Origin of the sequence: Brucella tritici, from assembly GCF_902825325.1 — a bacterium.
In the GTDB taxonomy this organism is placed as follows: Bacteria; Pseudomonadota; Alphaproteobacteria; order Rhizobiales; family Rhizobiaceae; genus Brucella.
On the sequence record NZ_CADEAR010000008.1, the window covers coordinates 59,867 to 74,131 of the forward strand.

Consider the following 14,265-nt stretch of genomic DNA (forward strand, 5'->3'; position numbering starts at 1 on the left):
CATAAAGATATGTTTATGTCATTAAGCGACTTCCGTGATATGCGTATAAAGGGCAATTCGGGTTTGTGTGTCCGAGCAAATCCTGTTGCCTGATAACAGATTGAATACAGGCGGTGTTTTATGGCCTCTTCCCTCGAAGATCTTTTTGGTGCAACGGCAGCGCAGCCGGATGGCTCAGAAGTGCTTGCAGCTCTCACCAAGGCAGCGCGGGAGCGCATCCTGATCCTCGACGGTGCGATGGGAACGCAGATTCAGGGGCTTGGTTTTCATGAAGAACATTTCCGGGGTGAGCGCTTCGGCGCCTGCGACTGTCAGCTTCAGGGCAATAATGACCTTCTGACCCTGACGCAGCCCAAGGCTATCGAGGAAATCCACTACGCTTACGCCATCGCGGGCGCGGATATTCTGGAAACCAATACGTTTTCGTCCACGACAATTGCCCAGGCCGATTATGGCATGGAAGAGCAGGTCTATGAGCTGAACCGCGACGGTGCGCGCCTTGCCCGCCGCGCCGCCTTGCGTGCCGAGCAGAAGGACGGTCGCCGCCGTTTCGTTGCGGGCGCTCTTGGGCCGACAAACCGCACCGCTTCCCTTTCGCCGGATGTCAACAATCCCGGCTACCGCGCTGTTACCTTCGACGATCTGCGCATCGCCTATGCCGAGCAGATCCGGGGGCTGATCGATGGCGGTTCCGACATCATCCTGATTGAAACCATCTTCGACACGCTGAATGCCAAGGCGGCCGTTTTCGCCTCGGAACAAGTGTTCGAGGAAAAAGGTATCTTCCTGCCGGTGATGATTTCCGGCACGATCACCGATCTTTCCGGCCGCACCCTGTCTGGCCAGACGCCGACGGCGTTCTGGCATTCGCTGCGTCACGCCAAGCCATTCACTATCGGTCTCAACTGTGCGTTGGGCGCCAACGCCATGCGTGCGCATCTCGACGAATTGTCGACCATTGCCGATACCTTCATCTGCGCCTATCCGAATGCCGGTCTGCCGAACGAGTTCGGCCAGTATGACGAAACGCCGGAAGCGATGGCCGCCCAGATCGAAGGCTTTGCCCGCGACGGCATGGTCAATGTGGTTGGCGGTTGCTGCGGCTCCACGCCGGAACATATCCGCGCCATTGCCGAGGCTGTTGCAAAGCACCCGCCGCGTAAACCTGCCAAGGTTGCGCCACTGATGCGCCTTTCCGGCCTCGAACCCTTCACGCTCACAGAGGATATTCCCTTCGTCAATGTTGGCGAACGCACCAACGTGACCGGCTCTGCACGCTTCCGCAAGCTGATCAAGGCTGGCGATTTTTCTGCTGCGCTCGACGTCGCGCGCGATCAGGTGGTCAATGGCGCCCAGATCATCGACATCAACATGGATGAAGGCCTGATCGATTCCGAAAAGGCCATGGTCGAATTCCTCAATCTGATTGCTGCCGAGCCGGATATTGCCCGCGTGCCGATCATGATCGACAGCTCCAAATGGGAGGTGATCGAGGCTGGCCTGAAATGCGTTCAGGGCAAGGCAGTGGTCAACTCCATCTCGATGAAGGAAGGCGAGGAAGCTTTTATTCATCATGCGAAGCTCGTTCGCGCCTATGGCGCGGCAGTTGTCGTGATGGCTTTCGATGAAACCGGACAGGCCGATACCGAGGCGCGCAAGATCGAAATCTGTACACGGGCCTATAAGATTCTGACCGAACAGGTAGGCTTCGCACCGGAAGACATCATCTTCGATCCGAACATCTTTGCGGTGGCGACCGGTATCGAAGAACACAATAATTACGGTGTCGATTTCATTGAAGCGACACGCAAGATCATGGCGACCTTGCCGCATGTCCATGTCTCGGGTGGCGTGTCGAACCTTTCCTTCTCGTTCCGCGGCAACGAACCTGTGCGCGAGGCGATGCATGCCGTGTTCCTGTATCACGCCATTCAGGCGGGGATGGATATGGGTATCGTCAATGCCGGTCAGCTCGCGGTTTACGATGCCATCGATCCAGAGTTGCGTGAGGCCTGCGAGGATGTGGTGTTGAACCGCCGCTCCGATGCGACTGAACGCTTGCTGGAAATCGCCGAGCGTTTTCGCGATTCAGGCTCCAAGGAAGCCAGGGTGCAGGATCTGAGCTGGCGCGAATGGCCGGTGGCAAAGCGCCTTGAACATGCGCTGGTCAACGGCATTACCGAATATATTGAAGCCGATACGGAAGAGGCGCGGCAGTCTGCCGAACGCCCGCTGCACGTCATCGAAGGGCCGCTGATGGCCGGTATGAACGTGGTTGGTGATCTGTTCGGCGCAGGCAAGATGTTCCTGCCGCAGGTGGTCAAGTCGGCCCGCGTGATGAAGCAGGCCGTGGCCGTTCTCCTGCCATATATGGAAGAAGAAAAGCGCCTCAATGCTGAAAAAGGCATTGGCGGCGGTGAACGTCAGAGCGCCGGCAAGGTGCTGATGGCGACCGTGAAAGGCGATGTGCACGATATCGGCAAGAATATCGTCGGCGTCGTGCTGGCCTGCAACAATTACGAAATCATCGATCTGGGCGTGATGGTGCCATCGCAGAAAATCCTGCAGGTGGCGCGCGACGAGAAGGTAGATATCATCGGCCTTTCCGGCCTTATTACGCCTTCGCTCGACGAAATGGCGCATGTGGCAGCAGAAATGGAGCGCGAGGGTTTTGACATTCCGCTTCTGATCGGCGGCGCGACGACCAGCCGTGTCCATACGGCGGTGAAGATTCATCCGCGTTATGAGCGCGGACAGGCGGTCTATGTCATCGACGCCAGCCGTGCAGTTGGTGTGGTTTCGAGCCTGCTGTCGCCGGAAGGTAAGCAGGCCTATGTTGACGGTCTGCGCGGAGAATATGCCAAGGTAGCGGCGGCTCATGCGCGCAATGAAGCAGAAAAACAGCGCCTGCCGATCGCTCGTGCGCGTGCCAATGCGCATAAGCTTGACTGGGATAGCTTTGTTCCGACAAAGCCGACATTCACCGGCACGAAGACTTTCGACGATTACGATCTGGCCGAAATCGCCCGCTATATCGACTGGACGCCGTTCTTCCAGACGTGGGAGTTGAAAGGCCGCTATCCGGCAATTCTTGAAGACGAGAAGCAGGGCGAAGCCGCCCGGCAGCTCTGGGACGACGCGCAGGCGATGCTGAAGAAAGTCATCGACGAAAATTGGTTCACGCCGAAAGCTGTCGTCGGCTTCTGGCCTGCCAATGCGGTGGGAGACGATATTCGTCTTTTCACCGATGAAAGCCGCAGGCAGGAACTTGCTACCTTCTTCACGCTGCGCCAGCAATTGAGCAAGCGCGATGGTCGTCCGAATGTCGCGATGTCCGACTTTGTAGCTCCCGTCGAAAGCGGAAAGCAGGATTATGTCGGCGGCTTTGTCGTCACGGCAGGTATTGGTGAAGTGGCGATAGCCGAACGTTTCGAGCGCGCCAATGACGATTACTCGGCTATTCTTGTGAAAGCGCTGGCTGATCGTTTTGCGGAAGCCTTTGCGGAACTGATGCATGAGCGTGTGCGTAAGGAATTCTGGGCGTATGCTTCGGACGAAACCTATACGCCAGAAGAATTGATCGGTGAGCCATATAAAGGCATTCGTCCTGCTCCGGGCTATCCGGCTCAGCCGGATCATACTGAAAAATCGACGCTTTTCCGCCTTCTGGACGCGACTGCAAACACGGGCGTGGAACTGACTGAAAGCTATGCGATGTGGCCCGGCTCTTCTGTATCGGGCCTCTATATAGGCCATCCCGAAAGTTATTATTTCGGTGTGGCCAAGGTCGAACGCGATCAGGTTGAGGATTACGCAGATCGCAAGGGAATGGCGGTTGAGGAGGTCGAGCGCTGGCTTACACCGATCCTCAATTATACCCCAGGCACAACTTCGGAAGAGGCTGCGGCTTGATAAATGCCGCAGTCAAATTAACTTAATCTCATATACCCGTAGTTTTGACAGATGCGCTGCAGGCGTTTGACTGGTTTGTAGTTATGGATCGGCTACAAAACAGCCGGCGCGGCTGCATCGGCTTGGCATTTCATATTCTATAGCATCTGGCTCAATCGCAGTATTGGAATTTTTGCCTTATATAATAATTAAGAAAAGAATAAAGTTAAATGTAATTTAGAATCATATAATATTTATGAATGAATAATATTATATTTATGATTAGTATTTGGAGAAAACTACAGGGATGTGCTAGTGATTTGTTGGCATTTTATTTAAATGCTTCGAATTTCAATAATCATCAATAGTTATATTTTTCTTTGGGAAGTCTGCAATGAAATGGGAACAAATTTATGAATCCATGCAATCTGCTGACGATGCCGCACAACTCCTTGAATACATAAACACCTATGCCAAGCAGTGCGGTTTTGCACATACGGCCTATGTCATGCGCGTTCCGTTGCTGAATGGCGTGGTCAAATGGCTCAGCTTTGGATCGTTGCCGCAGGAATGGATCGATCATTATACGGCCAGAAAATATGCGGATGTCGACCCCTTGGTTCGCAAGGCATTGAACAGCATCGAGCCTTTGGTCTGGTCGCCAAAGCTGTTTGCAGATGCGCCGCAGATTTGGACGGATGCACAGCGCTTCGGCCTCAAGGTCGGAATTTCCCAGCCATGCTGGGCGGCTCAAGGTGTATTCGGAATGTTGTCTTTCCTGAGAAGTGGTCCGGCATTGTCTTCTGGCGAGATTTCGATGTTGCGGCGTCAGATGCAGATCGCAGCCAATCTTCTGCATCTGTCCATGTATGAACATCTTGATGTTCCGGCGATGAATTGCGTTTCTGAAGTGAACCTGACGATGCGGGAAAGGGAAATCCTGCGCTGGACAAGCGAAGGAAAGACTGCCGAGATCATCGGCACGATCCTCAATATTTCCACACGCACGGTGAATTTCCACATCAGCAACGTTCTGACCAAGCTCGTTGCGGTCAACAAGGTTCAGGCGGTCGCCAAGGCCCGTACCTTCGGACTTCTCTAAATATCTTCCAAGTCCCTCGGCGGTTTGATCCGAAGGGCATTTTTCAGCGGCTTTCCGGTTTGCGCTTTTTCTGAAACGGGCTACAAATTCATTATCTTTCCCGGAGGATCAATGAATGACTGCTCAGCCAAACTCTCTTGAAGCCCGCGATATCCGTTATCATCTCCATTCTTACACCGATGCTGTCCGCCTCGAAGCGGAAGGCCCGCTTGTCATCGAGCGTGGCGATGGCATTTACGTCGAAGATGTATCGGGCAAGCGCTATATCGAAGCGATGTCAGGACTTTGGAGCGTCGGCGTGGGCTTTTCGGAGCCGCGTCTGGCCGAGGCAGCTGCAAGACAGATGAAGAAGCTGCCCTTCTATCATACATTTTCCTACCGTTCGCACGGTCCGGCTATCGACTTGGCGGAAAAGCTCGTTTCGATGGCTCCAGTCCCGATGAGCAAGGCTTATTTCACCAATTCAGGTTCCGAGGCCAACGATACTGTCATCAAGCTGATCTGGTATCGCTCCAATGCGCTCGGCGAACCGGAGCGCAAGAAAATAATCTCACGCAAGCGTGGCTATCATGGCGTGACGATTGCCTCTGCCAGCCTGACGGGTCTGCCCAACAACCATCGTTCCTTCGATCTGCCGATCGACCGCATTCTGCATACGGGTTGTCCGCATCACTATCGCGAAGGGCTGGCCGGCGAGACTGAAGAGCAGTTCGCAACGCGACTGGCGGATGAGCTGGAACAGTTGATCCTTGCTGAAGGCCCGCACACCATTGCAGCTTTCATTGGTGAGCCGGTGATGGGTGCTGGCGGCGTGGTCGTGCCGCCTAAAACCTATTGGGAAAAGGTGCAGGCGGTTCTCAAGCGCTACGATATTCTGCTGGTCGCCGATGAAGTCATTTGCGGCTTCGGGCGGACGGGCAATCTGTTCGGCAGCCAGACTTTTGACATGAAGCCTGACATTCTCGTTATGTCGAAGCAGCTTTCGTCATCCTATCTGCCGATTTCGGCCTTCCTCATCAATGAGCGTGTCTACGCGCCGATTGCCGAAGAAAGCCACAAGATCGGCACGCTTGGCACTGGCTTCACGGCATCCGGCCATCCGGTGGCGGCAGCAGTCGCGCTGGAAAACCTTGCCATCATCGAAGAGCGTGATCTGGTCGCCAATGCGCGCGACCGCGGTACCTATATGCAGAAGCGCCTGCGTGAGTTGCAGGATCACCCGCTGGTCGGTGAAGTGCGCGGTGTCGGTCTCATTGCCGGTGTCGAGCTTGTCACCGACAAGCAGGCCAAGACAGGTCTTGAACAGGCTGGTGCGCTGGGAGCTCAGGCAAATGCGGCTCTCCAGGAGCGAGGCGTCATTTCCCGCGCAATGGGCGACACGCTTGCCTTCTGTCCGCCACTCATCATCAATGATCAGCAGATCGATACGATGGTGTCGGCACTCGAAGCGACGCTGAACGATGTTCAGGCGAGCCTTGCCAGGTAATAATTTGCTCTGGAGCTGTCCGAATAACGGGCAGCTCCACAGCGAAAAGCCGTTAAATATCACAAAAATTGTATGATTTTCCGTGGCTTGGCCAAAAATCAGCTTTTTCCAGCGCGCGCAAGTTTGTTCCGGCCCTGCTTGCAAATACGGTAAGTTTTTCGCGCAAGCCGGTCGCAATACGCGATAGGTTTCTTTCACTTTTTCGCATCATTTCACGACAATGCGCGCATCGCGGCTTTTGCCGCATCTGCGCCGGATGAAGGCCATCTCCTGACCTTGGGCCATCCCTCCCGCCAGTATCGAGTCCCCATCCGGTTGCCGGGAGTAAGTAGTCGTGCATCATGCATCCCTGACCAAGAACCTGACGCATCTTCAGCGCCTTGAGGCGGAAGCGATCCATATTTTTCGTGAGGTTGCAGCAACCTTCTCCAATCCGGTGATGCTTTACTCGGTCGGCAAGGATTCGTCGGTGATGCTGCATCTGGCGATGAAGGCATTCTATCCCGCTCCACCGCCTTTTCCTTTCCTGCATGTTGATACGACATGGAAGTTTCGGGAGATGATCGAATTTCGCGATGCTCAGGCACGTGAAAAGGGTTTCGAGCTGCTCGTGCATATCAATGAGGATGGCGTGCGCGAGAATATTGGTCCCTTTAGCCATGGATCGAATGTCCACACCCATGTGATGAAGACGGTCGCCTTGCGGCAGGCGCTCGACAAATACAAGTTCGATGCCGCTTTTGGTGGCGCTCGTCGCGACGAGGAGAAATCGCGCGCCAAGGAGCGCATTTTTTCCTTCCGTAACGCACAGCATGGATGGGACCCCAAGAACCAGCGTCCGGAAATGTGGAAAATCTATAATACCCGCGTTTCCGCAGGGGAATCGATCCGGGTCTTTCCGCTGTCGAACTGGACCGAGCTCGATATCTGGCAATATATCCTGCAGGAGAATATCCCCATCGTGCCGCTTTATTTTGCAGCGCATCGCCCGGTGGTCGAGCGTGACGGCATGCTGATTATGGTCGATGATGGCCGTATGAAATTGCGTCCGGACGAACGGGTGGAAAACCGGCTGGTGCGATTCCGCACGCTCGGCTGCTATCCGCTGACTGGCGCAATTGAATCTAGCGCGGCAGACCTTTCCGATATTGTCGAGGAAATGCTGATTGCCCGTACATCCGAACGGCAGGGCCGGGCCATCGATCGCGACGAAGCCGGGTCGATGGAAAAAAAGAAGCGCGAGGGCTATTTCTGATGAATGCGATAATCAAGCCTGTTGCGGCCAATGCTGCAGTTAGCGATTTTCTGGCCGATCAGGAGCGTAAGACCCTGTTGCGCTTCCTCACTTGCGGGTCGGTGGATGACGGCAAATCGACGCTCATCGGGCGCCTGCTCTATGACACGAAACTGATCTTCGAGGACCAGCTCGCATCGTTGAAGAACGATAGCCGCAAGTTCGGCACCACGGATGACGACTTCGACTTCGCATTGCTGGTTGACGGTCTGGAGGCAGAACGGGAGCAGGGCATTACCATCGATGTCGCCTATCGCTTCTTTTCGACACCACGTCGCAAATTCATTGTCGCGGATACGCCGGGTCATGCGCAATATACGCGCAACATGGCAACCGGTGCCTCGACCGCCGATCTTGCTATCGTGCTTGTCGATGCCCGACAGGGTGTGCTGACCCAGACACGGCGCCATTCTTTCATTGCGTCGGCGCTCGGTATTCGTCACATCGTTTTGGCCGTAAACAAGATCGATCTGGTCGATTTTTCGCAAGAAGCCTTCGAGCACATCGTCGCGGACTATATGAGCTTCGCCAAAGAGCTTGGCTTTGTTAGTGTGCAGCCGATCCCGCTTTCGGCGCGTTTCGGCGACAATGTCACCCTGCCATCGCCCCGCATGGACTGGTATGCGGGGCCGCATCTGCTCGAACATCTGGAAACCGTGCGCATCGACACGGAGGCGGCGGCAAAGCCCTTTCGCTTTCCGGTGCAATATGTGAACCGGCCCAATCTCGATTTTCGCGGTTTCTCCGGCACCGTGGCATCCGGGTCGATCACTACCGGCGATACAGTGGTTGTTGCCAAATCAGGCAAGACCTCCCGCGTGAAACGTATCGCCACCTATGACGGTGACCTGCCGCGCGCTTCCGAAGGACAGGCTGTCACACTGGTTCTGGAGGACGAGATTGAGGTTTCTCGCGGCAACATGCTGGTTGGGACGGAAGCCCGACCCGAAGTTGCTGATCGGTTCTCGGCCAATATAGTCTGGTTTGGCGAGGAGGCGTTGCATCCCGGCCGGTCTTATATTCTGCGTACGGAGACCGATCAGACGCCGGTAACGATCAACGAGATCGTATACCGAACCGATGTCGATAGCTTCACCCGTCAGGAAGCATCCCGCCTTGACCTCAACGAGATCGGACTTTGCCATCTCCAGACGGTGGATCAGATTGCGTTCGATCCTTACGCCGATAATCGTGTAACGGGCGCGTTCGTATTGATCGACCGTCTTACCAGCGCGACTGTTGGTGCTGGAATGATCGATAGCGCTCTTCGTCAGGCGACGAATGTGCATCTGCAGTCCTTCGACCTCGACAAGCAGACACGCGCGGCGCAGAAATTCCAGAAACCGGCTGTGCTTTGGTTCACGGGTCTGTCCGGCTCCGGCAAATCCACCATCGCAAACCGACTGGAACAGCGTCTCCATGCGCTCGGCAAGCATACATATCTGCTGGATGGGGATAATGTCCGTCATGGCCTCAACAGCGATCTGGGCTTCTCGGAGGAGGATAGGGCAGAGAATATCCGCCGTGTCGGAGAGGTCGCCCGGTTGATGACCGATGCAGGACTGGTGGTGCTGGTTTCCTTCATCTCGCCATTTCGGAGCGAACGGGATCGTATCCGCGCCCGCTTGCCGGAAGGTGAGTTTGTGGAGATTTTCGTGGATACGCCAATAGAGGAATGCATCGCTCGTGACCCGAAGGGGCTTTATGCGCAGGCCTTGCGCGGTGAGATCAAGGCTTTCACCGGGATCGATTCTCCGTATGAAGCACCGGTATCACCGGAGTTACGCCTGAGCACGACGGGTCGTGACGTTGACGAACTCGTCGCAGAAGTAGAAAAGTATCTCGCCGAACGTGGTATCATCGGCAGTTATGGCAGCGATTCCTGGTCAATCTGAGCAATGAAGATTTCAGCCTCCCCGAAAGCCGATCCGAACGACGATGCAATACTGGCCGTCCTGCAGGAAGCTGCACTTGAGGCGGGGCGCGTTATCATGAAGCACTATGCCAATGGTTGTGCGGTTCAGAGCAAGAAGGATTCTTCCCCGGTCACGGAAGCAGACCGTGACGCGGAAGCCATCATTCTTGCCGCGCTTGCTTCGGTTGTTCCGGATATTCCGGTTGTCGCCGAGGAGGAAGTGGCGGCAGGACGTTTGCCTTCACAGCTGGGTCGGCGGTTCCTATTGGTTGATCCTCTGGACGGCACCCGTGAGTTTCTGCTGCGAAACGGCGACTTCACGGTGAATATCGGTCTGATCGAGGATGGCGCTCCGGTTCTCGGCATCGTTTATGCACCAGTTCGCAACCGCTTGTTTATTGGAAACGGCGATGGTGCCGAAGAAATAACGACGACCAAAGATCATGCGATCGGAACGCGGCGTGGGATAGCGGTGCGCGTCCACGGGGCCGAGCGCCTGGCGGTTTGCAGTCGGTCACACAAGAACCCGGAAACGGAGAAGTTCCTGGACGAAAACAGGATCAGCAGCTGTGTTTCCATCGGGTCATCGCTGAAGTTTTGCCTGATTGCCAGTGGAGAGGCCGATATCTATCCGCGTTTCGGCCCGACGATGGAATGGGATACTGCAGCAGGCGACGCCGTGTTGCGCGCCGCTGGTGGTCTTACCACGACTTTCGAGGGCGTGCCGCTCTCTTATGGCCAGCGCGCCAATGAGGGTGTTGCGGGTTTTGCCAATCCCAATTTCGTGGCTTTTGGCGGTGGCACGAAGCCTGTTTTTGCTGCGGTTTGATGCTTGCCGGAAAGATGTTTCCGACTTTTCAAGTCAGGCGTTTAAAAAAACGACAAGATGCTCTTGCAGCTTGAAATTTGGGGCGTTATAAGCCGCCTCAATGGTCAAGGCCACATGGTCACGGAGTGTAGCGCAGCCTGGTAGCGCACCTCGTTCGGGACGAGGGGGTCGGAGGTTCGAATCCTCTCACTCCGACCATTTTCCAAGTGCCAAAGCACTTTTATCCCGATATTTCTCTTCACATCAATATCCGCTAGCCTGTGATGAGCCGTTGCATTTGCACCACTCGAACTATTTCTTCCTTCAAGGCACCTGTATTGGCTACAATCCAAGTTGATGCCGTGTTAAATGCTTTCCCGAAGAGCATTGGCACATTGAGGTAGACTTTGCCTAATTAATTCCGGTCTCAATCCAGTTTCACCCATGCAACCTGATAGCAGCGAGCTGTCGGGCGTGTGAACTTGTTCATCGGGTGGCGGTTAGTGACCGGTTTGGCATTGTCAAATGTGCCGGAACAGCTTGCCTGTCTCTGCTCTTCAATCACTTGAAAAATCGCCATGCCGCGCCCGGAACGGGCACCTCATTCGCCATCTTGGTGAGCTTCCAAAATGGAAGACCGAGATATTATGAGCGATATTCTTCGGGTGCGGTGGACGATCACACCGAAAATTGCCCCTCAGCCTTGGATTGCGTGCAGTGGATGCGGCAAGCTGAACGCTTTTCGATCAAGCGGAAAGGTCCGGCTGAATGCCAACGGCCGTAAGCTTGATGCGTGGCTGATTTACAAATGCCTGACATGCGACAAGACATGGAATCGGTCGATCTTTGAACGGCAGAATGTCCGGGAGATCGATCCCAGGATACTGGAGGCTCTTCATTCCAACGATCCGCAATGGATTTGGGCCGAGGCGTTCAATATGCAGGCATTGAGACGCAAATCGCAGCGCGTCGACGAGTTTGCAGAATACGATGTCGCTAAAGGTGTTGTGCACGAAGCAGCCTTTTTCAAGACAATCGAGATCGAGTTGCAAGTTGCCCTTCCGGTCAATATGCGCCTGGATCGTCTGTTGGCAACCGAGCTTAAAATCTCTCGCACGCGCCTTCAGGTGCTCAGTGACGGAGGCACAATTCGGATGACATCGGATGAAAGCGACGTCGTCATGCGGCGACGGATCAAAACCGGGGTCGTGGTTTCGATAAAGCCGGAGGCTTCGGATCAAGCGATTGATTGGCAATCACTGGTAGCAGGAAATGCAGGCTGACAAATATGAAGGCCCGGATCAGGGCCTTCATCTCTGCGGCTAGTGTGGTGGATTTGAAGTTCCTGTCATTTGCGAGACATCCGCATTGAGGAACTTAAAATCCGTAAACCACACTGGATTCAATGTGTTACTAGTGTGGCTTTGAATCCGAAATTCGTTCACGGCACTGCTCCTAAGTGATGCGAATTTCGGATTCCACACAATAGCGCCAGAGAATAGAATTCACATCGGTTGTTATTCCGCTTTCCCGAAAACCGACAGGCGCATGAACTCTCCATCATATTGGGCAAGGGCGACCACGCGTTTGCGATCCAGTATTTCCACACGGTTCGAACGGAACAGGATTAGGCCCTCTTCGCGTAGATCACGCAGCATTCGATTGAGATGGATGGGCGTCAGTCCCAGAGCATCGGCGAGTTGATATTGCGTCAAAGGGCAATAGAAAGAGTCCGGATCGCCCATCCCGCACGATTGCACCCGATCGGAAAGCTCCAGAAACAGGTGGGCAGTTCGGACAAATGCTGCGCGGCATCCGATATTGGTAAGATGTTCGATCAACATCGAGCGCTGACGCGCAAGAAGCTCGATAAGGATCAGACTGAGGCGCGGTGCGCGCTCAATAGAAGTTTCAAGCGAGGCAAGCGGGATTTCGAAAATCGACATGGGCGTGATCGCCGCGATTGTGTTGTAGCTATAGCCATCGGCAGTTCTGAGTCCGAGAAAATCGCTCCGCATGGGAAAATCGATGATTTGTCGTTCGCCGCTCGACAGATCGCGATATACGCAACCCCAACCGGAGCGTACGAGATGGATGCTTCTGACGCGCGCACCCTGCTCGATGATGATGGCATCGGCGGTAAAGTCGTTTTCAATAATGGTGAGAGATGAAAGCGCGTCTGTTTCCCGCGCTTCCAGCTTGGCAAGAATTGGAGGTGCCTCCAATAAACCAATAAGCGCTTCAATTGATGGGTCTGTGGTCTGCCTGCCACTATGCATTTCTAACCCACTAGAGCGTATCCCGAAATTTGTAAGACAGCCTTTCGGAAAAGTTGCACCTGAAAGTCACAACTAGGGCACCTACTCGATTCAATCAAATCGATAAGCGCCTCAGAGTTCCGCCTAATCACATGGCGGTCGGACAACCGTGTAAATAGCAGTCGGCGTTTCCATCAAAAGTCTGAGTATCCGTGAGTTTTGAAACACCTAACTGCCTCTTCGGCGTTGGTAAATTCAGTAAACTCGAAAACCATCTAAACGAAAGATATAGAGGCTATATCCTACCGCTCTCCAAGTCGTTCTTATGGACGGTCATAAATTTTCTGCATTGCTAACATAAGTTAATGACACGATTATTTCCCGATAGCAATATTTACCCCAGTCAAGGTTACAGGTCTATCCAGGCAAGCGCAGGAAATTGTTCGTCTCTGACGAAAGTAATAGTTGGATGCATAAACATAGAGCAACTTGAGTAGCGCCGGGAGTATCACATGTTGGAGACAAGAGGGGATAGCCTTTGGGCTGCTTCGGAGAATATGGGCGATAGGGGCAACGCCGCCAGCATTGAAGCAGCGCGCGGACGGCGCATGTTGCTCGTGTGCAAGAGCAATCTTGAACGGCAGTGCCTTTATAACGGGCTTGTGCTGAATGGCCTCAAGCTTCCCGTGGAGACACAAGCGGCGATCGAGATCGCAGATCCGACAGACGATATTGCTGTTGTTCTTATCAATATAGGTTCGAAGCGCCTCGCCGATCCGTTCTTCTCGGAAAAGTTGCAGGCTGTGATCGAGCTCTGGCGTCCGGTGCCGGTCGTTTTCCTTGCCGAGCGCGAAGAATGGGCACAGGTTGTGCGTGCTATGGAAATCGGCGCTCGCGGCTATATTCCCACTTCGGTTGACATCAAGGTTTGCGTAGAGGCCATCCATCTTGCCACGGCCGGCGGCATGTATGTGCCTGCTTCCATGGTTTTCCAGACGGCACCGACTGACATTGACGACGATGTTCTGGGTGAGTTGCTCACAGCGCGCGAGATCGAAGTCGTCCATGCCATCCGGATTGGTAAATCGAACAAGATCATCGCTTTCGAGCTCGGTATGAGCGAAGGCACGGTCAAGGCACACGTCCATAATATCATGAAGAAGATCGGTGCTGCGAACCGCACGGAAGTCGCTTGCAAGCTGCATCGCATGTATGGTGAGAAGTTCGATCTCGATTGAACTCTCCGGGTTTCGTTTAAAAGCGCATCCCGAAAAGTGTGAAACGGTTTTCGGAAGGATGAGCGTAAAGACAAATGATTAGAGCGCCGATCTGATCCAATCAGATCGAAAAACGCTCCAATTCAATGCCGTTTGCACGAAAAAAGGGCGAACAAGTAGTCCGCCTCTTTCGAATATGAGAGAGTATTCTTTTTATTGGGCTTGCATTTAGTCATGCTAGCGATGTTCGTTGCCTTCTGAACCCCAATTTCACACTTGGCCTGCTACGCAATA

At 54.2% G+C, this 14,265-nt stretch carries 10 protein-coding genes and 1 tRNA gene; 9 read left to right on the forward strand and 2 right to left on the reverse strand.

The window, feature by feature from the left end:
* Positions 1-120 precede the first annotated feature (120 nt).
* The 7 genes from metH (at position 121) to HWX93_RS13300 (ending at position 10,715) form a co-directional block, all read left to right on the forward strand.
* Positions 121-3,912: a methionine synthase gene (gene metH / locus HWX93_RS13270; protein WP_176037603.1), complete on the forward strand. Its 3,792-nt coding sequence runs from the start codon at positions 121-123 to the stop codon at positions 3,910-3,912.
* A 373-nt stretch (positions 3,913-4,285) separates the two neighbouring features.
* Positions 4,286-4,993, forward strand: coding sequence for a LuxR family transcriptional regulator (locus tag HWX93_RS13275; protein WP_109985911.1), 708 nt, complete (start codon positions 4,286-4,288; stop codon positions 4,991-4,993).
* Positions 4,994-5,108: 115 nt separating this feature from the next.
* The gene (locus tag HWX93_RS13280) at positions 5,109-6,479 is read left to right on the forward strand and encodes an aspartate aminotransferase family protein (protein ID WP_176037604.1); all 1,371 of its coding nucleotides are present in this window, start codon (positions 5,109-5,111) and stop codon (positions 6,477-6,479) included.
* A 334-nt stretch (positions 6,480-6,813) separates the two neighbouring features.
* A complete protein-coding gene (cysD, locus tag HWX93_RS13285) occupies positions 6,814-7,734 on the forward strand; it encodes a sulfate adenylyltransferase subunit CysD (RefSeq protein WP_176037605.1) in 921 nt (306 codons plus the stop codon).
* A complete protein-coding gene (cysN, locus tag HWX93_RS13290) occupies positions 7,734-9,668 on the forward strand; it encodes a sulfate adenylyltransferase subunit CysN (RefSeq protein ID WP_176037606.1) in 1,935 nt (644 codons plus the stop codon). The genes cysD and cysN overlap by 1 nt, the downstream gene beginning before the upstream one ends.
* Positions 9,669-9,671: 3 nt before the next feature.
* Positions 9,672-10,517 (forward strand): 3'(2'),5'-bisphosphate nucleotidase CysQ, encoded by an 846-nt coding sequence (gene cysQ, locus HWX93_RS13295; protein ID WP_176037607.1) that lies wholly within the window; start codon positions 9,672-9,674, stop codon positions 10,515-10,517.
* A gap of 121 nt (positions 10,518-10,638) precedes the next feature.
* Positions 10,639-10,715, forward strand: a tRNA-Pro gene (locus HWX93_RS13300).
* Positions 10,716-10,923: 208 nt separating this feature from the next.
* On the opposite strand, the gene HWX93_RS13305 is transcribed toward HWX93_RS13300, so the two are convergent.
* Complete coding sequence (locus tag HWX93_RS13305) at positions 10,924-11,076, reverse strand: hypothetical protein (protein ID WP_176037608.1); 153 nt, start codon at positions 11,074-11,076, stop codon at positions 10,924-10,926.
* Between the two features lie 67 nt (positions 11,077-11,143).
* Between HWX93_RS13305 and HWX93_RS13310 the strand changes: the two genes are divergently transcribed.
* Positions 11,144-11,779 carry a DUF1062 domain-containing protein gene (locus HWX93_RS13310; protein WP_109985915.1) on the forward strand — a complete coding sequence of 212 codons (636 nt, stop codon included), beginning with the start codon at positions 11,144-11,146 and terminating at the stop codon, positions 11,777-11,779.
* A gap of 234 nt (positions 11,780-12,013) precedes the next feature.
* Here the strand turns inward: HWX93_RS13310 and HWX93_RS13315 are convergent, their stop codons facing one another.
* Positions 12,014-12,775, reverse strand: coding sequence for a Crp/Fnr family transcriptional regulator (locus HWX93_RS13315; RefSeq protein ID WP_109985916.1), 762 nt, complete (start codon positions 12,773-12,775; stop codon positions 12,014-12,016).
* 491 nt (positions 12,776-13,266) lie between these two features.
* On the opposite strand from HWX93_RS13315, the gene HWX93_RS13320 reads away from it, so the two are divergent.
* Positions 13,267-13,992, forward strand: coding sequence for a response regulator transcription factor (locus tag HWX93_RS13320; protein ID WP_109985917.1), 726 nt, complete (start codon positions 13,267-13,269; stop codon positions 13,990-13,992).
* The last annotated feature ends 273 nt before the right edge of the window (positions 13,993-14,265 follow it).